The sequence below is a fragment of the Guptibacillus spartinae genome (genome assembly GCF_028610625.1).
In the GTDB taxonomy this organism is placed as follows: Bacteria; Bacillota; Bacilli; order Bacillales; family Guptibacillaceae; genus Guptibacillus; species Guptibacillus spartinae.
Genome location: NZ_JAQQWU010000002.1, coordinates 397,268 through 419,565, shown reverse-complemented (window position 1 = coordinate 419,565; position 22,298 = coordinate 397,268). Strand labels below are relative to the sequence as shown.

The 22,298-nt window shown below is 40.5% G+C and carries 20 protein-coding genes, 2 riboswitches and 1 other annotated feature; of the genes, 17 read left to right on the top strand and 3 right to left on the bottom strand.

Annotated features, from left to right (window positions below; genetic code table 11):
- The first annotated feature begins 61 nt into the window (after positions 1 to 61).
- Positions 62 to 538, top strand: coding sequence for a dUTP diphosphatase (locus tag PQ511_RS06065; RefSeq protein ID WP_273851006.1), 477 nt, complete (start codon positions 62 to 64; stop codon positions 536 to 538).
- Between the two features lie 79 nt (positions 539 to 617).
- A complete protein-coding gene (locus tag PQ511_RS06060) occupies positions 618 to 1,703 on the top strand; it encodes a M42 family metallopeptidase (protein ID WP_273851005.1) in 1,086 nt (361 codons plus the stop codon).
- A 39-nt stretch (positions 1,704 to 1,742) separates the two neighbouring features.
- Here the strand turns inward: PQ511_RS06060 and sspI are convergent, their stop codons facing one another.
- Positions 1,743 to 1,949 carry a small acid-soluble spore protein SspI gene (gene sspI, locus PQ511_RS06055; RefSeq protein WP_098444479.1) on the bottom strand — a complete coding sequence of 69 codons (207 nt, stop codon included), beginning with the start codon at positions 1,947 to 1,949 and terminating at the stop codon, positions 1,743 to 1,745.
- 142 nt (positions 1,950 to 2,091) lie between these two features.
- Here sspI and PQ511_RS06050 point away from each other — a divergent pair, with 142 nt between their 5' ends.
- The 3 genes from PQ511_RS06050 (at position 2,092) to pheT (ending at position 6,654) form a co-directional block, all read left to right on the top strand.
- Complete coding sequence (locus tag PQ511_RS06050; protein ID WP_273851004.1) at positions 2,092 to 2,841, top strand: TrmH family RNA methyltransferase; 750 nt, start codon at positions 2,092 to 2,094, stop codon at positions 2,839 to 2,841.
- 54 nt (positions 2,842 to 2,895) lie between these two features.
- Positions 2,896 to 3,121: a binding site (T-box leader), on the top strand.
- A 65-nt stretch (positions 3,122 to 3,186) separates the two neighbouring features.
- Positions 3,187 to 4,221: a phenylalanine--tRNA ligase subunit alpha gene (gene pheS / locus PQ511_RS06045; RefSeq protein ID WP_273851003.1), complete on the top strand. Its 1,035-nt coding sequence runs from the start codon at positions 3,187 to 3,189 to the stop codon at positions 4,219 to 4,221.
- A 24-nt stretch (positions 4,222 to 4,245) separates the two neighbouring features.
- Positions 4,246 to 6,654, top strand: a complete 2,409-nt coding sequence (gene pheT, locus PQ511_RS06040) for a phenylalanine--tRNA ligase subunit beta (protein ID WP_273851002.1) — start codon at positions 4,246 to 4,248, stop codon at positions 6,652 to 6,654.
- Between the two features lie 42 nt (positions 6,655 to 6,696).
- On the opposite strand, the gene PQ511_RS06035 is transcribed toward pheT, so the two are convergent.
- Positions 6,697 to 7,887, bottom strand: coding sequence for a NupC/NupG family nucleoside CNT transporter (locus tag PQ511_RS06035; RefSeq protein WP_273851001.1), 1,191 nt, complete (start codon positions 7,885 to 7,887; stop codon positions 6,697 to 6,699).
- 132 nt (positions 7,888 to 8,019) lie between these two features.
- A riboswitch (purine riboswitch) is annotated at positions 8,020 to 8,122 on the bottom strand.
- A gap of 140 nt (positions 8,123 to 8,262) precedes the next feature.
- A riboswitch (purine riboswitch) is annotated at positions 8,263 to 8,362 on the top strand.
- A gap of 61 nt (positions 8,363 to 8,423) precedes the next feature.
- Here PQ511_RS06035 and PQ511_RS06030 point away from each other — a divergent pair.
- Positions 8,424 to 9,398, top strand: coding sequence for a nucleoside hydrolase (locus PQ511_RS06030; protein ID WP_273851000.1), 975 nt, complete (start codon positions 8,424 to 8,426; stop codon positions 9,396 to 9,398).
- Between the two features lie 50 nt (positions 9,399 to 9,448).
- On the opposite strand, the gene rnhC is transcribed toward PQ511_RS06030, so the two are convergent.
- The gene (rnhC, locus tag PQ511_RS06025) at positions 9,449 to 10,396 is read right to left on the bottom strand and encodes a ribonuclease HIII (RefSeq protein WP_273850999.1); all 948 of its coding nucleotides are present in this window, start codon (positions 10,394 to 10,396) and stop codon (positions 9,449 to 9,451) included.
- 151 nt (positions 10,397 to 10,547) lie between these two features.
- On the opposite strand from rnhC, the gene zapA reads away from it, so the two are divergent.
- The 11 genes from zapA (at position 10,548) to trxA (ending at position 22,149) form a co-directional block, all read left to right on the top strand.
- On the top strand, positions 10,548 to 10,808 hold the full coding sequence (gene zapA / locus PQ511_RS06020) for a cell division protein ZapA (protein ID WP_224593248.1): 261 nt from the start codon (positions 10,548 to 10,550) through the stop codon (positions 10,806 to 10,808).
- A gap of 6 nt (positions 10,809 to 10,814) precedes the next feature.
- Positions 10,815 to 11,357, top strand: a complete 543-nt coding sequence (locus tag PQ511_RS06015) for a CvpA family protein (protein ID WP_273850998.1) — start codon at positions 10,815 to 10,817, stop codon at positions 11,355 to 11,357.
- Positions 11,358 to 11,638: 281 nt separating this feature from the next.
- Positions 11,639 to 13,354: a DNA polymerase/3'-5' exonuclease PolX gene (polX, locus tag PQ511_RS06010; protein ID WP_273850997.1), complete on the top strand. Its 1,716-nt coding sequence runs from the start codon at positions 11,639 to 11,641 to the stop codon at positions 13,352 to 13,354.
- Positions 13,355 to 13,384: 30 nt separating this feature from the next.
- Positions 13,385 to 15,730 (top strand): endonuclease MutS2, encoded by a 2,346-nt coding sequence (locus PQ511_RS06005; protein ID WP_273850996.1) that lies wholly within the window; start codon positions 13,385 to 13,387, stop codon positions 15,728 to 15,730.
- A 17-nt stretch (positions 15,731 to 15,747) separates the two neighbouring features.
- Complete coding sequence (locus PQ511_RS06000; RefSeq protein WP_224593260.1) at positions 15,748 to 16,155, top strand: DUF350 domain-containing protein; 408 nt, start codon at positions 15,748 to 15,750, stop codon at positions 16,153 to 16,155.
- Positions 16,156 to 16,457: 302 nt separating this feature from the next.
- Positions 16,458 to 18,149 carry a long-chain-fatty-acid--CoA ligase gene (locus tag PQ511_RS05995; protein ID WP_273850995.1) on the top strand — a complete coding sequence of 564 codons (1,692 nt, stop codon included), beginning with the start codon at positions 16,458 to 16,460 and terminating at the stop codon, positions 18,147 to 18,149.
- A gap of 211 nt (positions 18,150 to 18,360) precedes the next feature.
- Entirely contained in the window at positions 18,361 to 18,975 is a 615-nt protein-coding gene (gene fadR / locus PQ511_RS05990) for a fatty acid metabolism transcriptional regulator FadR (protein ID WP_273850994.1), read from the top strand.
- A gap of 51 nt (positions 18,976 to 19,026) precedes the next feature.
- Positions 19,027 to 19,800, top strand: a complete 774-nt coding sequence (locus PQ511_RS05985; RefSeq protein WP_273850993.1) for an enoyl-CoA hydratase — start codon at positions 19,027 to 19,029, stop codon at positions 19,798 to 19,800.
- Positions 19,801 to 19,829: 29 nt separating this feature from the next.
- Entirely contained in the window at positions 19,830 to 20,600 is a 771-nt protein-coding gene (locus PQ511_RS05980; RefSeq protein WP_273850992.1) for an electron transfer flavoprotein subunit beta/FixA family protein, read from the top strand.
- A gap of 13 nt (positions 20,601 to 20,613) precedes the next feature.
- A complete protein-coding gene (locus PQ511_RS05975; protein WP_273850991.1) occupies positions 20,614 to 21,591 on the top strand; it encodes an electron transfer flavoprotein subunit alpha/FixB family protein in 978 nt (325 codons plus the stop codon).
- Positions 21,592 to 21,837: 246 nt separating this feature from the next.
- The gene (gene trxA, locus PQ511_RS05970) at positions 21,838 to 22,149 is read left to right on the top strand and encodes a thioredoxin (RefSeq protein ID WP_194219347.1); all 312 of its coding nucleotides are present in this window, start codon (positions 21,838 to 21,840) and stop codon (positions 22,147 to 22,149) included.
- The last annotated feature ends 149 nt before the right edge of the window (positions 22,150 to 22,298 follow it).

The window sequence follows — 22,298 nt, the reverse complement described above, 5'->3', positions numbered from 1 at the left end:
GTATACGTATATGATAAAGAAAGGTTTCATAAAATGAAAAGATTTTGAAAGGGCGATTGAAATGAATTTCGAGCGACTATATACTTTACAAAAACTGCTAGACGATCGAATTGTAAAAGAACACAAATTAGAGGACGTATCTTTGTTTGAAAATAAGCTTCTTGCTCTTAAGGTTGAAGTAGGAGAGCTTGCTAATGAAACGCGCTGCTTTAAATACTGGAGCAAGAAAGCTCCTTCACCTAAAGAGACAATTTTAGAGGAATATGTGGACGGGATCCATTTTATCTTATCGTTAGGTCTAGAGTTAGGCGTGACCAATTTTGTAGACTTGCCTGAAAAGGTGGCAGAGTCAGAAGTTCAGGCTTTTCATGAAGTCTATCGAGCGATTGATCGGCTTCAAAAACCAGAAGCTTATCATGAATTAATGAAAAGTTACCTTACGCTCGGGCAAACGATTGGACTTCAGTATGAAGAAATAAATGAGGCCTATCTGAAAAAAAATAAAGTGAATCATAATCGACAAGATCAGGGATATTAAGTTTAAGAGTGCTCTGAATTGTGAAATATTTCGGAAACCGTTATAATGAACATGAATACATATCAAGGGGGCAATACATATGGCAAAGCTAGATGAAACGTTACAAATGCTTAAAGAACTTACGGATGCGAATGGTGTACCTGGTAACGAACGTGAACCTCGCGAAGTAATGAAGAAGCACATCGAATCACTTTCTGATGAAATCATGTATGATAACCTCGGCAGTTTAATTGCTGTTAAAAAAGGTAGTGCAGAAGGTCCTAAAATCATGGTTGCAGGACATCTTGATGAAATTGGCTTTATGGTGACACGTATCGATGACAAAGGATTCCTTTATTTCCAAACCGTTGGCGGCTGGTGGGAACAGGTAATGCTTGCCCAACGTGTGAACGTGATGACTCGTAATGGAAATATTATGGGTGTGATTGGTTCGAAACCACCCCATATTCTTCCTGCTGAACAACGTAAGAAATCAGTTGATAAGAAAGATATGTTTATTGATATCGGCGCATCAAGTCGAGAAGAAGCGATGGAATGGGGCGTTAAACCGGGAGATTCGGTTGTTCCAGTTTGCGAATTCACTGTTATGAATAATGAGAAAATGCTTATGGCAAAAGCATGGGACAACCGTATTGGGTGTGCGATTGCTATTGAAGTGCTTCGTAAGCTAAAAGGAGAAGCGCATCCAAATACGGTCTACGGGGTTGGAACCGTCCAAGAAGAAGTTGGTCTTCGTGGAGCAACGACTGCAACAAACATGATCAAGCCTGATATCGGCTTTGCGGTTGACGTTGGTATTGCTGGAGATACTCCTGGAGTAAGTGATAAAGATGCGCAATCGAAAATGGGCAAAGGTCCACAAATTATTATGTATGATGCGTCAATGGTTGGGCATAAAGGTCTCCGTGATTTTGTAACAGATACAGCGGACGAGAACAACATCCCTTATCAGTTTGACTCGATTGCTGGCGGTGGAACAGATTCAGGAAAAATTCACTTAACAGCAAACGGTGTGCCTGCTCTTTCCATCACAATTGCGACTCGTTACATTCATACACATGCGGCGATTCTCCACCGTGATGACTTTGAAAATGCGGTGAATTTGATTGTTGAAGTGATTAAAAAGCTTGATGCTGATACTGTTAAAGAGATGATCTTTAATTAAATACAAAATCCGGTGGGCCTTGCCACCGGATTTTGCTTGTTAATTTACACCCTGTGCCATGTAAGAGAGCATTTGCTCTCGTTCATTTTCAGGTGCTTCTTTCCAGAGGATTTCAAAAAGAACACCTAGTCCAGGGAGCATCTTCTCCTCACCGCTTTGAATGGCATCAAGAATCGTCGCTTCAATCTGCTCTTCATTGTTGCCATTAATATTGGCGAGAATTGCTTTTCGTAAGTTAAGGTCCATGCTTTCCACCTCACCTTTCTCATTCGCTTGTTCGATCAAGCATCATTAGTATGAGCAAATGCAATAAATTTCATGAGTCCCTATTGGAATCTCCCCTTTTAACCCTTTATAATAGAAACATTGAAAACTGAAGGAGAGCAAAATGATTATAGAATCCGCAAAAAACCAAAAAGTAAAAGATTGGAAGAAACTCCATACGCGTAAGGGGAGAGAGAAAGCGCAAAGCTATCTCATTGAAGGACCTCATATTGTAGAAGAAGCAGCGAAGTTTGAAGCGCCTATTATAGAAGTGATTATTACAGAAGAGACAGATCTATCTGCTTATCCGTTTAAAGAACGTCCTGTTGTCTATACTGTATCTGAGAAAGTGATGCAGGAGTTAACGGACACCGAAACGCCTCAGGGAATTATGGCAGTATGTAAAATAGCGGAAGCTCAACTCCCAAGTACAGGGAAATTTTTATTACTTGATGCCATTCAAGATCCAGGTAATTTAGGGACAATCATTCGTACAGCAGATAGTGCAGGATACGATGGGATTCTTCTCGGACAGGGGACAGTAGATGCGTATAATAGTAAAGTGTTACGTTCCACACAGGGTTCGCTTTATCATCTCCCAGTGAAAAAGGGAAGCCTGGTAGAAGAAGTACAAAAGTTCAAAGCGCTTAACATGCCGATCTATGCGACTGAAGTGAGCGGGGGTACTCCTTACCAAGAGTTAGTAGGGCAATCTCAGTTTGCGGTTATTCTAGGTAATGAAGCAAACGGAGTATCGAAAGAGCTTCAAAACCTTGCTGATGAGAAGGTGTATATTCCGATTTATGGGAAAGCAGAGTCGCTTAATGTCGCTGTCGCTGCAGGGATTTTAATGTATGGGCTACTACCTTCATAATTGTACTTGCAGAGGCCGCATTTTTTTTCTATAATTAAAAGCATCTTATATATGATAAAAACAATGATAGAGAGTAGTAAGCTACCACTGCCTATTTAGGGAGGAAATGCCGCGACTGGAAGCATTTCTATAGGAACGTTGCCGAATTCACTCTGGAGTTGCCGCTTTGTTCGTACGAAAGCGGATCGGTTTACAAGCCGTTATTCTTTGCTTAAGGCTGGTAGAGTAAATCTATCGGTGAATTAGGGTGGTACCGCGAAATCAAATCTTCGCCCCTTGCTGGGGAGCGAGGATTTTTTTATTGCCTAAAGGAAGCAACTTAACTATGAAGTGGAGGTTGAAATGATGCAAGAACGTTTACAAGCGTTAAAAGAAGAAGCGCTGTCGGAAATACAGCAAGCTTCTTCTATGAAGGAAGTACAGGATATCAAAGTGAAGTTTCTAGGAAAAAAAGGACCGATTACCGAAATTTCCAAAGGGATGGGAAAATTGTCAAAAGAAGAGCGTCCTAAAATGGGGCAGCTCGTAAATGAAATACGAAATGCGATTTCGGATCAACTTGAGGAGAAAATTGCTCGTTTAGAAAAAGCAGCCGTAGAAGAAAGATTAAAGAAGGAGACGATCGATGTTTCTCTACCAGGTCGTCCAGTGAAAAGAGGAAACCATCATCCATTAACAAGGGTAATTGAAGAAATTGAAGACCTGTTTCTTGGTATGGGCTTCTCGATTGCAGAAGGGCCAGAAGTCGAAACGGACTATTATAATTTTGAAGCGCTAAACCTTCCGAAAGATCATCCGGCGCGTGATATGCAGGATTCTTTCTACATTACAGAAGAAACGCTATTACGTACGCACACTTCACCGATGCAAGCTAGAACAATGGAGAAATTAAATGGCGAAGGGCCAGTTAAGATTATAGTCCCGGGGAAAGTTTACCGTCGTGATACTGATGATGCGACACACTCTCATCAATTTATGCAAATTGAGGGATTAATGGTTGGTGAGAATGTGCGCATGAGTGATTTAAAAGGCGTGCTTCAATCTTTTGCAAAGAAAATGTTCGGAGAAGAGAGAGAAATTCGCCTTCGTCCTAGTTTTTTCCCATTTACTGAGCCGTCCGTAGAAATGGATATTTCCTGCTTTAATTGCGGTGGAGATGGCTGTTCTGTTTGTAAGGGAACGGGTTGGATCGAAATTCTTGGTGGAGGTATGGTACACCCTAACGTACTTCGCATGTCTGGGTTTGATCCAGAGAAAGTGACTGGTTTTGCGTTTGGAATGGGACCTGAACGAATTGCAATGTTGAAGTATGGCATTGATGATATTCGTCACTTCTATACAAATGACAGTCGATTTATTAAACAATTTAACTCACTATAGAACGCTTGGTTAGGAGGAGAAAAAATGCTTGTATCAATGAATTGGCTAAAGCAGTATGTAGATTTAGATAGTTACTCAGCTAATGAACTGGCAGACCTGATTACTAAAGGTGGTATTGAGGTTGAGACAGTGGAACAGCTGAACAAAGGTATTAGCGGAGTGGTGATTGGTCACGTTCTTGAATGTCAGCAACATCCTGATGCTGACAAACTCAATATTTGTAAAGTGGAGATCGGTGAGGAAGAGCCAGTCCAAATTATTTGCGGAGCGCCAAACATTGCACGGGGACAATATGTGGCCGTTGCGAAAGTTGGAGCCGTACTCCCAGGCAATTTTAAAATTAAGAAAGCAAAACTGCGCGGAGAAGCTTCTCACGGTATGATTTGCTCGCTTCAAGAACTTGGAATCGAAAGTAAATTGGTTGCAAAAGAATATGCTGACGGTATCTTTGTTTTTAGTGAAAATGTGACTCCTGGTGAAGATGCACTTGAATACTTAAATCTTCATGATGAAGTTCTTGAGCTTGGTCTTACGCCAAACAGAGCGGATGCGATGAATATGATCGGTGTTGCTTATGAAGTTGGGGCAGTGTTAAATCGTTCGATTGACCTCCCGTCACCAGAGCTTGTTCGTTCAGATGAAGACGTAGAAGACTATGTGTCCGTTCGTGTAGAGAATGAAGAAGATAATCCTTATTACGGTGCGACTGTGATTAAAGATGTAACGATAAAACCTTCACCACAGTGGCTTGTCAATCGTCTTGTTTCTGCTGGTATTCGTCCAATTAACAACGTTGTTGATATTACAAACTACGTCTTACTTGAATATGGACAGCCGCTTCATGCATTTGATTATGATCGTTTTGGATCAAAGGAAGTCGTTATTCGCCGAGCCACTGATGGCGAGAAAATGATCACGCTTGATGATGTGGAACGTACGCTTTCAAGTGAACACCTTGTCATAACAAATGGTTCAAAACCTGTGGCCGTTGCTGGTGTTATGGGTGGGGCTGACTCTGAAGTGAAAGAGGATACGAAGACGATCTTACTTGAAGCAGCTTATTTTAATAGTAAGCTTGTGAGAAAAGCATCGAAAGATCTTGGTCTTCGAAGTGATTCAAGTGCTCGTTTCGAGAAAGGGATTGACCGAAATCGAGTTGTCGGCGCAAGCGAACGTGCTGCCCAGCTTATTCAAGAAATTGCTGGTGGCACAGTTCTAAAAGGCATTGCTGAACAAGGAGCTCGTACAATTGAAGCGCTTGACGTTAGCATTGAAGTCAATCGAATTAATCAAGTTCTTGGAACGGAAATTACAGAAACAGAAGTTGCCGCTATTTTTGAGCGCTTGCAATTCTCTTATCAAAATTTTGGTGGCACGTTTACGGTTCAAGTACCACCACGCCGTCCGGATATTACGATTTCTGAGGACTTAATCGAAGAAGTCGGACGTCTTTATGGATATGATAATGTCCCTGCAACGTTACCTATGACCGAAAGTACACCTGGACAGCTGTCTGAATATCAAGTGAAACGCCGCCACCTTCGCCGTACTCTTGAAGGTGCAGGTCTATACCAAACGGTAACGTATTCACTGACGTCACCATCCAAGCGCCTTTTCTTCTCGGATGAGTCAGTAGAAGCTGTGCGACTTGCGATGCCAATGAGTGAAGAAAGAAGTGAACTTAGAACGAGTTTAATCCCACATCTATTAGAAGTCGCTCAGTATAACCGTAACCGTCAGTTAGAGAATATTGCTTTCTATGAAACGGCTTCCGTGTTCTTACCAGGTGATGAACTTCCGATTGAACAAGAACATCTTGCTGGCGTGGTGTCAGGACTATGGCAAGAGCATCTGTGGCAAAAAGAAAAGAAAGCGGCAGATTTCTTTGTTGTAAAGGGAATTCTTGAAGAACTTGCCGTTGAATTTGGTGTGGAAGACCGTCTCACTTTCGCTCGTGCAGAAGAGCCTAAGCTTCACCCGGGTCGCACTGCAGCTGTTTATCTTGATGAAGAGCTAATCGGATATATCGGTCAGCTACACCCTGAAGTAGAGAAAGAACTTGATTTAAGTGAAACATACGTATTTGAAATCAACCTTGAGAAATTACTTCAAGCGGATGTTGCTCATCTTAAATACAAGAAGCTTCCTCGTTTCCCATCGGTTACTAGAGATGTGGCACTTGTTGTGAACGAGTCACTTGAAGCAGGTGAAGTAAAGCGCGTCATTAAAGAAGCGGGTGGATCGAAGTTAGTTGAGATTCAATTATTTGATGTTTATCAAGGGGAACATCTTGATGAAGGTCAAAAATCACTCGCTTTCTCGCTTAGATATTACAATCCTGAACAAACATTAACGGAAGAAGAAGTAAAGAAAGCACATGACCGTGTTCTTAAAGCAGTAGAAGAACAGTTTGGAGCTGCCCTTCGTCAATAGTAAGAAAAGCCTCCCAATCGGGAGGCTTTTCTAATGCAAGCTTTACATAAACATTCCGACAAATATAGCCGTAATAAAGGAGGCGAGAGTTCCGCCGATGATGGCTTTTAATCCAAGCTTTGATACTTGTGAACGCTTTGAGGGTTCTAGTGAGCCAAGTCCAATAATCAATTGACCAATCGATGAGAAGTTGGCAAAGTTACATAGCGCTACAGAAAGAATGGCCACTGTTTTATCAGAGAGCTGATCCTGAATCGTCGTTAAATTTTGAAAGGCAACAAATTCATTAATCGACATTTTTGTGCCGATAATGGAGGCGGCACGAAAAGCTTCATCAGCTGGAATACCAACAAGAAGTGAAAATGGATAGAAAATATAACCTAATATAGTACTAAGGTCAGTTCCTACTACACCTAACATGCCGTTAACTACAGCCAGGATACTTATAAAAGCGATCAAAAGGCCACCGATGTTCAGGGCAAGCATAACGCCACTTACCGTACCTTCCGCAATCGCTTCAAAAACGTTTGCGTGTTCTGATTTCTTCATTTTTACTTTATCATTTGTTTGAGATACTTCAGTCTCCGGCTCCATCACTTTAGAAATAACCAGCGAGACGAAAGGAACACTAAAGACAGAGATTAATAAATATTTTAGCTCGATTCCCATAAGCGAATAACCGACGAGAATCGCTCCACTTGCAGATGCTGTACCCCCTACCATGATGGCAAAGATTTCTGATCTAGTTAGCATCTTTAAATATGGTTTTACAAGTAAAGGTGCTTCAGCTAGACCTAGAAACGAATTTCCGACAGCATTGAACGTTTCCACCTTTGTAGTACCCATCAATTTCCCGATGGTAACTCCGATAACTTGAACGATCAAAGGAATGATACGCATATAGTAAAGTGCTGAGACAAGAGCTGAAATAAAAATAATGACAGCGAGGACGTTGATCGCAAAAACAAACGTTAAATCTGTTTGTTCGTATAATCCTCCAAATACAAATTGAATCCCTTCGTTACTATAATTGATCACGTTTTGTACAGCAGCGGAAGCCTTTTCTAGCATAACCTTCCCGGCATTCACTTTTAATACGAATAGAACGAAAAGACCTTCAATAAGAATACCGACCCCGATCGTTCTCCACTTTACTGATTTTTTCTTATTGCTCATTAACCATGCGATGGCTAGAACGCCAATAATAGAGAGTAGTCCTGTTAAAATACTCATGATGTCTGATTCCCCCTGAAAAAGAATTGTACCTTCACAAACGGGTAAATAAAAAACCCGTCCTTTATAGAAAAGTCCGAGTTTACAGGAAGAAGTTCGGCACGAAAAAAACAGAACATACTTGTCTGAATGATGATGCCATACTTTCCCTATAGTCCAGCAATTCTCGGTTGCCGGGTAGAAACTCTTTGGACCCTATTTCCAAAATTATATAGAGATAAATGTGAAGTTGTAGTCATCAATCTATCAGAAGAATTAGTGGGTAGCAAGACCTATTATTAAAGTAACAATGTTTCGAATATTCCCATCTGAAATGTAAGCGTTCGACAAAATATTACATGTTGCTTCCTTATTCGCCCTCTGCTAGAGTACAAAGTGATTAACTAATAAAAAACTCATATATGTCGGGAATTGGCCTGCACGTTTCTACCCTGTTACCGGAAATAACAGGACTATGAGTAAAATGGATAATATATAAATGGCGTTTGGTAGAGACGGTAGGAAAGGACATGAGAGTGTAGCACAGGAGGATGTACATGGAGAAAACAAAGGTTTACTTTAATCATGACGGCGGTGTAGATGACTTAGCATCACTCTTTCTGCTATTAAACATGGAAGAAATTGAGCTTGCCGGGGTTTCCGTTATTCCAGCAGATTGCTATTTAGAACCAGCTGTTTCAGCTAGTAGAAAAATCATTGATCGCTTTGGAAAAGGGATTGATTTAAATGTAGCGGCTTCAAATTCAAGAGGGGTTAATCCGTTTCCTAAAGATTGGCGCATGCATGCTTTTTACGTTGATGCTTTACCAATTCTAAATGAAGCAAATCAGGTGAATACACCAATGTCACAAAGACCTGCTCATTTGCACCTAATTGATGTACTTGAGAATAGCTCAGAACCAATAACGCTTCTTTTTACTGGCCCTTTAACTGATCTTGCTAGAGCATTAGAGGTAGCACCAGCCGTTGAACAAAAAATTGAAAAGTTAGTATGGATGGGTGGCACATTTTTAGAGGTTGGTAATGTAGAAGAACCTGAACATGATGGGACGGCAGAATGGAATGCGTTCTGGGATCCAGAAGCGGTTGCAACTGTCTTTGATACATCTATTACGATTGAAATGGTGGCGCTTGAAAGCACGAACCAGGTACCTCTAACAAATGACGTCAGAAACATGTGGGCAGCAGAGCGAAAAAATATTGGGGTCGATTTTATCGGGCAATGTTATGCCATGTGTCCCCCTCTTGTACACGTTGAGACCAACTCGACTTATTACTTGTGGGATGTCCTTACGACTGTTTCAGTCACTCCGCAATCCTTTATTTCTTCAAGAAAAGTAAACTGTCGGGTGGAGAAATCTGGCGTAAGTCAGGGAAGAACCGTTCTCGAGGATACTGGTCGTGAAGTTACGGTGGTGGATGATGTCGATCGCGATCTGTTCTTTCACTATTTTACTTCTATCATGTTATTAGCTGAAGATGGGTTAGAAGGACCACAGCTCTATTTATAAGATCAAAAAGCTGGCTCAAATTGAGCCAGCTTTTGGTTTATCGTAATTCTTTAGTTACGCGCTTGATCCGCAATCTTCTTTGCTTTTATACTGTTCGCAAAATGCATTTTAGCTATTTTTTCGAGAACCTGGTCGCCGTGTTTCTGGATCAATTTCGCCGCTGCACTATCTACTGCAGGGCCAGCTCCTTTTGGAAGTTTTACATTGTTTTCCTTTCCAAGACGGTCGATTTCCATGACAAAAGAGTATCTGGCAATAATTGAAGCTGCTGCAACTGCTAAATGAATTTCTTCTGCTTTTGTGGCGAAGTAGACGTTTTCTTTAATGACCGTTGATTGACCCTTCAAATAGTTAAAATAAATTTCCGGTTTTGCAAACTGATCGATTAAGATCGCATCGTATGCGTCAACTTTACGAGCCACATTATGAATGGCCTGATTATGTAGAAGAGCCTTCATCTTCCCCTGGTTCATTCCTTTTCTTTGCATGCTGTTATACTTTTCGTTTGGAAGAATAAGAAGACTATAAGGGATTGTCTTGATGAGGTTTCGGGCGATCTCAATGATCTCGGGATCTTTCATCCCCTTCGAATCTCTTACACCGAGTTCTTTTAATAATGGCATTTGCTTCTTATCAACATAAGCAGCAACCACAGTCATTGGACCAAAGAAATCCCCTGTTCCTACTTCGTCACTACCAATGGCAGATAACGTTGAGATCGTCGGTGGAGGTGCGTATTGGTGATCTCCAACCGTTTTCTTTTTTGTTCCAGGCTTTTTTGGACTCAGGGTTCCACTCGATTGCCACCGTTTTGCTTCTTGTTCTGCCGCTCCCCCCTGAAACATAACCTTTCCAGATTTATACCCTGTAATAGTACAGTTGGAAGTTTTCGCAACAAAAACGCTCCCTGGCGGTTGTTTATCCCTTAAGTGGCTGTTGTATTTCTTTTTCATTTCATTCATAATGGAAGGTGATACAGTTAAGACAACCTGTGACATAACAAAACTCCTTTTTGAACTATGCTTGCATCCTATTATATCAGAATCTGTTAACGAAGAAGAATGGTTCAGGAGCGCTGTATTTCAAAAACACTTATTTTCGTGCTATGATACAAGTTAGGATTCTTTCTCGTGATAGGAGGCTTATGGGGTGACAGACAGTCATGGAAAAGTTCGTACAACTGTAGAAATCTATGGTGAAAAATATACAATCGTCGGTGATAAAAGTCATCAACATATTCTTGAGGTCTCGAAATTGGTCGATGAGAAGATGAATGAGATTAAAGGAATGAATACTTATTTAGATACAAAGCGACTCGCTGTGCTTACAGCGGTAAATATTGTGAATGATTATGTCATGATTAAGAAAGAACTTGAAGATTTAAAGAAAAAACTGAGAGAAGAGGAATAACGATAGATGGTTGATCTCATCCTTTTAATAGTACTTGTAGGAGGCTTTCTTATTGGTCTACGTAGAGGGTTAATTCTACAAGTTGTTCATTTAACTGGATTCATTGTTTCATTTATTGTGGCGTATATGTATTTTAAAGATCTTGCTCCACATTTGAAATTATGGATTCCATATCCGTCCTTTGGAAATGAAGCTTCTTCAACCGCAATGGTTTTTGATGCGATTAATTTAGAAGCTACCTATTACAGTGGTATAGCCTTTGCGCTATTGTTTTTTGGAACTAAAATCATTATGCAGATTATTGGGTCTATGCTCGATTTTCTTGCAGATCTCCCTATTTTAAGAACAGTGAATGGTTGGCTTGGCGGCATATTAGGTTTTGTAGAAGTATACGTTGTTGTATTCTTGTTTCTATTTCTTGCAGCGCTTGTCCCGAATGAATCGGTCCAAACTGCCATTTCAAACTCGTTTCTTGCAGAAAGTATTGTTAAGCACACCCCTGTGCTAACAGAGCAAATTAAAGATTTATGGAGTACTCATGTCGCATAACCCTTCAACTAGAAGGGTTATTTGTTTGTCAGAACACGAAAGGCTCCAGCGCTTGTCGGGGGGAAACCAGGCGCTTCCGCTTTTCGGTGTCTAGCTGCAGCGCCTTCCCCCTCGAGGTCATAAGCCAATCCTAATTGTGGCAAAAAGCGCCACAGTTAGGCTCGTCTTATGCTTGTCGGGGGAAACCAGGCGCTTCCGCTTTTCGGTATAAAATAATTGGATTTGTTTGGGATAATGGATACGATAGTAGTAAAGAACTTTTAATGGAGGGTGATGACAGGATGAATAAAAAGAATGTGATTCGCTTTCTTGAAGATATTGCAGTTTATATGGAGCTTAAGGGTGAGAATCCCTTTAAAATCTCTGCTTTTCGTAAAGCTGCCCGTGCGCTTGAGACTGACGATCGGAGCATGGAGCAAATTGATGATCCAGCAGAGCTTAATGGAATTGGAAAGGGAACGGCAGCTGTTATTAATGAAATTCTAGAAAATGGTGAATCAGAAACGCTAGAGGCTCTAAAAAAAGAAGTACCATCTGGACTTGTTCCCTTATTAAAATTACCAGGTCTTGGTGGAAAGAAACTTGCTAAGTTATATAAAGAGCTTGGTGTGGTAGATATGGCTACATTAAAGAAAGCATGTGAGGCTCATCAGATACAAGAATTACCTGGATTTGGTAAGAAAAGTGAAGAGAAGATTTTAGCGGCCATTGATGAATCCGGCAAAAGACCTGAACGTCTATCAATCGCTTACATGTTACCACTCGCAGAGAAGATTGAACGACAATTAACTGAATTTGATCAAATTGAAAAGTTTGCTCGGGCTGGAAGCCTACGTAGGATCAGAGAGACAATTAAAGATCTTGATTTTATCATTGCTACTTCAGCAGCTGCAGACGTATCTGAGAAACTCCTTAATCTTGATGGTATTTCAAAAGTGATTGTCAAAGGGGATACGAAAATTACGCTTGAACTAGATGATGATTATGGCGTTTCGGTAGATTTTAGACTTGTAAAACCTAAGGAATTTGCTTCTACACTTCATCATTTCACTGGCTCACAAGCTCATAATGTGAAAATGAGACAAATAGCAAAAAGGAAAGGCGAAAAAATCAGTGAGTATGGGGTAGAGTCTGTAGAAACAGGTGAGGTGTTAACTTTTGAATCTGAAGTAGAATTCTATAATCACTTTGGACTCTCTTATATTCCCCCAGAAATTCGTGAAGATCGTGGAGAAATTGAAGAGGCAGAGAATAGCGAATTCGAACTTGTGCAATTAAGAGATATTAAAGGTGATTTGCACATGCACTCCACATGGAGTGATGGTGCATATACAATTGAAGATATGGCAGAACGAGCACGTGAAAAGGGATATTCTTATATTGCGATCACCGATCATTCACAATATTTAAAAGTAGCGAACGGACTAACACCTAAGAGGCTGAGAGAGCAACGAGAGGAAATTAACCGATTGAATGAAAAGTGGAGTGATTTTAAAATTTTTGCAGGAGTGGAAATGGATATCCTTCCGGATGGAACGTTGGATTATGATGATCAAATGCTTTCGGAAATGGATTTTGTTATTGCCTCGATCCATTCATCATTTTCTCAGGATGAGGATAAGATTATGATGAGACTTGAAAATGCCCTTCGGAGTCATCACGTTGATCTGATCGCCCATCCATCTGGTAGGTTACTTGGAAGAAGAAAAGGATACGCTTTGAACCACGAGAAGCTAATAAAACTTGCCAGGGAAACAGATACTGCACTCGAGTTAAATGCAAATCCAAATCGTTTAGATCTTGCAGCTGAATGGCTACAAAAAGCTCAAGAAAATGATGTTAAAATCATGATTAATACAGATGCCCACCATATGGAGATGCTTGAACATATGAAGATTGGCGTAGCGGCAGGAAGAAGGGGATGGCTGCGAAAAGAAAGCGTGTTAAATACTTATACAGCGAAAGAGTTGGAAGCTTTCTTTCATCGGCATCACTAAAATAATTCCGTTTTTTAGGAGGAACGACCATTGCAGAAAAGAGTGTTACGGCTACTTGAGTACGATAAAGTCAAAGAACGACTAGGTAAACATGTGTCATCATCCTTAGGAAAACAGAAAGTGGAGCAATTGACTCCTTTGTTTTCACTAGAGGATGTGAACCATCAATTGGAAGGAACAGAAGAAGGAAGAAAAGTTATCCGCCTTCGTGGACAGGCTCCTCTAGGTGGTATCCGCGATATTAGACAAAGTGTGAAGCGAGCGGAGATTGGGGGTATGTTAAACCCTTCTGAGCTACTCGATATTTCAAGTACGATCTATGGGGGGCGGAGATTTAAGACGTTTCTTGAAAATATGATAGATGATGGCGTAGAGCTGCCCCTTTTTGGAAATTTAGTTCAGCAAATTATGCCCGAAAGCGAGCTTGAAAGGGAAATAAACGCATGTATTGATCAAGATGGAGAAGTGCTTGATTCGGCTAGCGATGCACTCCGGCGCCTGAGAACTCAGCTTCGAAGTTTTGAATCACGAGTGCGCGAAAAATTAGAAAGCCTTATTCGCTCTTCAAGTACTAGAAAGATGCTTTCAGATGCGCTTGTTACCATCCGGAATGAGCGCTATGTTATTCCAGTTAAGCAGGAGTATAGAGGTTCATTTGGTGGGATGGTGCACGATCAATCCTCTTCTGGCGCAACGTTATTTATTGAACCGCAATCGGTTGTTTCGATTAACAATCAGTTAAAAGAAGTAAAGGTGAAAGAAAAGCTTGAAATTGAGAGGATTTTAACTGAATTAACTGGACGCGTAGCTGAGTCATCTGAAACGCTTCGACATAATGTGGACGTGCTTGCTGACATTGATTTTATTTTTGCCCGTGCTTTATATGCGAACGAATTAAAAGCAACTAATCCATCAATGAATGCTGAGGGAGAGCTAGAAATTAGACAGGGACGTCATCCACTTCTTCCTCAAGACGAAGTAGTACCTTCTTCCCTCTATCTTGGAAAGGATTATTCCTCGTTAGTCATTACAGGTCCAAATACTGGAGGAAAGACTGTAACGTTAAAGACAGCTGGTCTGCTAACGCTTATGGCGCAATCTGGTTTACACATCCCAGCTGATGAGGGCTCGACAATGGCTGTTTTTCAGGATATTTTTGCAGACATTGGTGATGAACAATCTATTGAACAGAGTTTAAGTACGTTTTCCTCGCACATGACAAATATTGTGCAGATTCTTAAGAATATCGACCATAATAGCCTTGTCCTTTTTGATGAGCTTGGAGCGGGTACTGATCCTCAGGAAGGCGCTGCACTTGCCATCTCTATTCTTGACTATGTATACAATCGTGGGGCCAGGGTGATTGCGACAACTCATTATAGTGAATTAAAAGCTTTTGCTTATAATCGTGAAGGTGTTATGAATGCCAGTGTTGAATTTGATGTAGAGACGTTACGTCCGACCTATCGGCTGTTAATCGGTGTTCCGGGGCGAAGTAATGCTTTTGAAATTTCCAGACGCCTTGGCTTAATGGATGATATTATTGACGATGCACGGTCTCAAATTTCTAGTGAAAGTAACAAAGTAGATCGGATGATTTCTTCTCTAGAAGATAGCCAAAAACAGGCAGAATTAGATCGTCAGAATGCCACTGAGCTCAGAAAAGAAGCTGAGTCATTAAAGAAAGATTTAGAGACGCAACTTGAAAAATTTGAAAAACAACGTGATCGTTTATTGGAAGAAGCAGAGCACAAAGCAGCCCTAGAAGTAGAAAAGGCTCAAGAGCAAGCAAAGAAAATCATTCATGACCTGCGTACTTTCCAAAAAGGCGCCGTCAAAGAGCATCAGCTAATTGATGCACAGAAGCAACTAGAGGATGCAAAACCCGAATTAAAAACCTCGAAGCCAAAACCTAAGAAAGCTCAGGCGAAAGCTTATGAACCTGGGGATGAAGTAAAGGTAATTAGTTTTAACCAAAAAGGTCATATCGTTGATAAAATAGGAAAAGACGAATATCAGGTTCAGCTAGGTATTATGAAAATGACAGTAAAATCCAATGACCTTGAAGCCATTAAATCTAAACCAGCGGTAGAACGCAAACCGTTCGTTACAGTACGTGGGAAAGGTAGTCAGGTCAAAACTGAGCTTGATTTAAGAGGGAAAAGATACGAAGATGCTCAAATGGAAGTAGAGCGTTATATTGACGATGCCTTACTGGCAGGGTATCACCAGGTTTCAATTATTCACGGAAAAGGGACTGGGGCGCTAAGAAAAGGTGTTCATGAGTGGTTGAAACGACATTCTCGAGTGAAAAACCTTCGTATGGGTGGTATGAATGAAGGTGGCGGTGGAGTTACCGTTGTTGAACTGAAGTAGAGAAAGGATATTACGCGATGGAACAACTTTGGGATAGTGTAGCTTTTCAAACCGCAGCCAATTATAGCGTTGTGATTGTTTGTATGATCGTGTTTTTAGCAGTCTTTGAATTTGTGACATCTTATCGTAACTGGGAGGAAATACAAAGAGGGAATTTAGCCGTAGCAATGGCAACAGGCGGAAAGATCTTTGGGATCGCCAATATTTTTCGTTTTTCGATTGAGCATAATGATTCCCTCGTTACCATGATGGGCTGGGGCGTGTTTGGATTTGTCCTTTTATTAATTGGTTATTTTACATTTGAATTTTTAACACCGAAGTTTCGAATTGATAAAGAAATAACAGCTGATAATCGTGCCGTAGGATTTATTTCAATGGTTATTTCAATTGGACTGTCTTTTGTTATTGGGGCAGGGATTTCGTAAGAGGAGCACTTTATGGAGACACTTTGGAAAGTACTAATGGTTGTATCGGGAATCTTTTTTATTGCAGGAATCGTATATTTGATTTATTTCGTTTAAGTCTAAAGAGCAGGCATCTGAGCCTGTTCTTTTTTTATGGAATTGTCCCTACTTATCTACTATGCTCGTCTCCTTTTTACGACGAAAAGTGCCAATGTATTCAAAAAAATCAAAAAAAGATAGGATAATTGAAACGGTTTCATTATAATTATCTTATAGAGAGAGTTTTGGTTTGGGAGGAGAAGTGAAAGGGAGGTTGATGAAAAATGACGCAATTGCCCGAAAAAGAATGGTATAGATTTTATCAAGAAGGTGTCCCAACTTCAATCCAATATGAAGAAAAGCCCCTTCATGCTTATCTTGTCGATGCTGCTACAAAGCACCCTAACAAAAAAGCCGTTCACTTTCTTGGGAAGGAACTTACGTTTCAAGAACTCTTTACCCGATCGAGGCGGCTTGCACATTCGCTTCAGACTAATGGCCTTAAAAAGGGTGGAAGAGTATCAATCATGCTGCCAAACTGTCCACAAGCAGTTATTAGCTACTACGCAGTGCTAATGGCAGGAGGGGTCGTTGTCCAAACAAATCCCCTTTATATGGAAAGAGAACTTGAACATCAACTTGCTGATTCTCAGGCAAACATGATGATTTGCCTTGATCTCGTATTGCCTAAAGTTTTAAAAGTAAAAGATAAAACAAGGTTGCAACATATCGTGGTAACAAAGATTCAAGACTACTTACCATTCCCTAAGAATATGCTTTATCCCCTGGTACAAAAACAAAAAAAACAGGGGCTACTTGTGGAAATGCCTGCAACAGATCAAATTCATACCTTCCAAGAATGGATCGCATCAGGTAAGGATGAAGAGGTCAAGGTAGATGTGGATGCGAGAGAAGATTTGGCTCTCCTTCAATACACGGGAGGGACGACCGGGCTTGCTAAAGGAGTTATGCTAACTCATTACAATCTTGTGGTAAACACAATGCAATGTAAAAACTGGATACATGATGCAAAGTATGGAGAGGAAAGAGTACTTGGCATTCTACCTTTTTTTCACGTATACGGCATGACATGTGTCATGAATTTATCAATTATGTACGCAGCAAAAATGATTATCCTACCGAAATTTGATCCAAAGGATACCTTAAAAACAATCGAAAAGCAAAAACCAACTCTTTTCCCTGGCGCCCCTACTATTTATATTTCTTTACTAAACCATCCAGATATTGATCGCTATGACTTATCATCAATCAAAGCATGCATTAGCGGGTCTGCTCCACTTCCGGTTGAAATTCAGCAGAAGTTTCAAGAGAAAATAAGCGGGCGCCTTGTTGAGGGTTACGGCTTAACGGAGTCATCCCCTGTCACACATTCTAATCCTTTAGATGGGGCGGTTGTAGGTAGTATTGGTGTGCCGTGGCCGGATACAGATGCGAAAATTGTTAATGCTTCAGACCAGGAGGCAGAGATAAAGGAAATTGGAGAGTTAATTATAAAAGGTCCACAAGTTATGAAAGGATATTGGAATCGTCCAGATGATACAGCAGCAGTATTAAAAAATGGATGGCTATATACGGGAGATATGGCTTACCGTGATGAGAAAGGGTATTTCTATATTGTCGATCGGAAAAAGGATATGATCATTGCGGGAGGCTATAACATTTATCCTAGAGAGGTTGAAGAAGTGATATATGAACACCCAGCTGTTCAAGAAGCAGTCATCATCGGTGTACCAGATGCCTATCGGGGTGAAACTGTCAAAGCGTTTGTAGTGTTAAAAACCAATAAAAATGTAACAGAAGAGGAATTAAATCAGCATTGTCGTCGGTATCTAGCTGCATATAAAGTTCCTCGGTTGTATGAATTTAGAGAAGAACTGCCTAAGACTACTGTTGGAAAAATCTTAAGGCGTGTACTTGTTGATGAAGAACGAGCAAAAGAAAACCAATCCATATAGGGTTGGTTTTTTAGTGAATAAATAAAGAAAAGTAAAGGTTATTCTGGAAAAATTCGCACATTTCTGCTTTTTTGTGATATGATTAATTTGCAAAAAGCTCCTAATTCCAACCGAGCGCTCGTTCAGAAATCAGATATTGACAATAGGGTAGTCCTATCGCTACAATAAGATTATGAATGAATGCTCATTCATTTTGAATGAGTGCCGGATAATGAACAAAGGAGAACTTTATATGGTTGAAAAGGGGAAAAAGAGGGGTCCGAAATACGATAAAATCATTGATGCAGCTGTCGTGGTTATTGCCCAGAATGGTTACCACCAGGCGCAGGTTTCTAAAATTGCGCGAGAGGCCGGAGTAGCAGATGGTACAATCTATCTTTATTTCAAAAATAAAGAGGATTTGTTAATTTCGTTATTTCAGAAAAAAATGGGTAGCTTCATTGATAAGACGGAGGAACAAATTGCAAAGAAAGAAAATGCAATGGACAAATTGTTCACACTTATTGATATGCATTTTAAGCACCTCGGCTCTGACTATGAGCTTGCGATTGTAACACAGCTAGAATTAAGACAAACAAATAAAGCCCTTCGTGCACAAATTGGCGAAGTATTAAAAAAATACTTAACTCTCGTAGATCACATTTTACATGAAGGGATTAAGTCAGGATTATTTATTGAGGAGCTAGATATACGCCTTGCGAGACAAATGATTTTTGGAACCCTTGATGAAACCGTTACGAATTGGGTTATGAAAGACCACAAATTTGAATTGGAACCACTTGCTAAGCCACTTCATCACCTTTTGATTAACGGCTTAAGCAAATAAATAGATATCCCGGCTTAGACCGGGGTAGCAAGTTCTGAGAGGAGTGGAGAAGTGGAGTTCATTAAGATTTCGAATGAAAACAAAGTAGCACATATCACGTTAAATCGTCCGCCTGCTAACGCGGTTGCTTCAGACGTTTTGAGAGAATTGTCAGAAGCATTCACTCAATTTGAAGATGATCCTAATACCAAGGTAATTTTGATTTCTGGTGAAGGAAGATTTTTCTCTGCAGGTGCTGACATCAAAGAATTCACTACGGTCAGTACAGAAGAAGGATTTGCAGATCTGGGTCGTTATGGCCAAGAATTATTCGACAAAATGGAAGCGTTCTCAAAGCCGATCATTGCAGCTATACATGGAGCTGCTCTTGGTGGAGGACTAGAGCTTGCGATGGCATGTCACATTCGCTATGTCACAAAAGATGCAAAACTTGGGCTGCCTGAACTGCAGCTTGGCTTAGTTCCAGGATTTGCGGGAACCCAACGACTTCCAGCTTTAGTTGGTAAAGCAAAAGCCGCTGAAATGCTCTTAACGAGTGAACCTATTTCAGGAAGTAATGCAGTAGAATTTGGGTTAGCCAATCAAGCTTTCAGCGAAGAAGAGTTGTTGCCAAAAGCAAAGGAACTCGCAGAGAAAATTGCTAAAAAAAGTGCAGTAGCTGTCTCTTATGCTCTTAAGTTACTTACTTATTCACAAAATGAAAAATTCGATGAAGGCGTTCAAAAAGAAAGAGAGTATTTTGGAAAGGCATTCGCTTCCGAGGATGGACAAGAAGGAATTCAAGCTTTCATTGAGAAGCGTCAGCCAAACTTTCAAGATAAATAAGGTAAATTAATTCAGGGAGGGATAAAGATATGAACATTTATGTCATTATGAAAAGAACTTTCGATACAGAGGAAAAAATCGTGATTGAAAATGGAAAGATTAGCGAAGAAGGCGTTGAGTTTATTATCAACCCATATGATGAGTATGCGATTGAGGAAGCCATTCAGCTACGTGATGATCATGGTGGAGAAGTAACTGTGGTTAGCATTGGTGATGAAGAAGTTGAAAAAGAGCTGCGCACAGCACTAGCAATGGGGGCAGATAAAGCAGTTCTCATTAACAATGAAGAACTTGATGACAGTGATCAGTATACGACGACTGCCCTTCTTGCAGCTTACTTTGAAGACAAAGAATACGATATTATCCTAGGTGGGAATGTATCAAACGACAACAGCACGGGTCAAATCGGTCCGCGTCTTGCTGAAAAACTTGGAATCGCTTACGTCACAACAATTACGAAGCTTGATATCGATGGCACAACAGCAACAATGGAACGAGATGTGGAAGGTGATATGGAAGTTGTTGAAGCGCAACTACCTCTACTTGTTACGGCGCAACAAGGGCTCAATGAACCACGTTATCCTTCGCTTCCGGGGATTATGAAAGCAAAGAAAAAGCCTCTAGAAGAAATTGATTATGATGACCTTGATATTGATGAAGATGAAATTGAAGCGAAAACAGAAACAATTGAAGTTTATCTGCCACCAAAGAAAGAAGCAGGGAAAGTTCTTGAAGGTGAAATTGGAGATCAAGTAGAAGAATTAGTGAAATTACTTCGCCAGGAAGCGAAAGTTATATAGGAGGGGATCAACTATGGCTAAAAAAGTACTTGTATTTGCAGAAGCACGTGACAATGAATTACGAAATGTCTCATTTGAAGCAATTGCGGCTGGAAAAGAAATTGCAGCTGGCGGTGAAGTAATAGCAGCAATAGCAGGAGAAAACGTGAGTTCCTTAACAGATCCACTTTTCCACTATGGGGCAGACCGCGTCATTAAAGTAGAAGATGAAAAACTGAAAAATTATACAAGTGATGGGTACGGACAAGCATTCTTACAAATTGTTCAGAGCGTTGATCCAGATGCAATTTTGATGCCTCATACCTCAATGGGTAAAGACTTAGCACCTCGACTTGCGAGCAAGCTTGACGCTGGATTAATTTCTGATGCGACAGGTATCGAACTTGATGGAGAAACAGTTGTATTTACACGACCAATCTATTCTGGTAAAGCATTTGAGAAGAAGAAAGTAAAAGAAGGAATTGTTATTGCTACAATTCGTCCGAATAACATTACAGCACTTGAAAGCGATGAATCACGCTCTGGGGAAGTATTTGAAGAGAGTGTAGAAATTAAGGACCTTCGAACAATTGTGAAAGAAGTCGTTCGTAAGTCCACTTCTGGTGTTGATCTCTCTGAGGCAAAAGTAATAGTCGCTGGAGGCCGTGGCGTTAAAAGTGAAGAAGGTTTTGAACCGTTACAAGAACTTGCTGATCTTCTCGGAGCTGCTGTAGGGGCGTCTCGTGGAGCTTGTGATGCTGACTATTGTGATTACTCCCTTCAAATTGGGCAAACAGGTAAAGTTGTAACGCCAGACCTTTATATTGCTTGTGGTATTTCGGGCGCGATCCAACACTTAGCAGGTATGTCTAACTCAAAAGTAATTGTTGCTATTAATAAGGATCCTGAAGCAAGTATCTTCAATGTTGCAGATTACGGCATTGTTGGTGATCTATTTGAAGTCGTTCCTCTGCTTACGCAGGAATTTAAGAAAGTGTTACAAACAAGCTAAGAGAAAAGCGAGCTGCGAGCTCGCTTTTTTTATGAAGATTCATCAAGTCCTGTTTTGGACTAACCGTTTTATTATATAAAAGTTAGGGAAGAATGAATGTAAGTCAAAAGAATGGAATCATAAAGAGGATTAATGATATACTCATTCTGTGCCATTTGATAAAGATCATGATGGCAGAGCACACTGAGGCAACCGGCCTTAACCTGGTATTCTCAAGTGATAAATGTTTAAGGAGGAAGATACAGTATGGCTATTGTACATGCAACAGATCAAAGTTTCGCACAAGAAACAAGTGAAGGTCTCGTTCTTGCAGACTTCTGGGCACCATGGTGTGGTCCTTGTAAAATGATTGCTCCAGTTCTAGAAGAGCTTGATTCTGAAATGAGCGACGTGAAAGTTGTAAAGCTTGACGTTGATGAAAATCAGGAAACAGCAAGCAAATTCGGTGTAATGAGCATTCCGACACTACTCGTTTTCAAAAATGGTGAGGTTGTTGACCAGGTTGTCGGCTTCCAACCGAAAGAAGCACTAGCACAAACGCTTTCTAAGCATCAATAAGAATGTGTGATTAAAACACCCGAATCTGTTTTCCAGATTCGGGTGTTTTTTGTATCTTCATAGAAATGAAAAGCTATTGACACTGATAATCGTTCTCGATATAATCAGCATGGACAATCCGGCATTTTGAAAATAGTTTGTAATTCTTT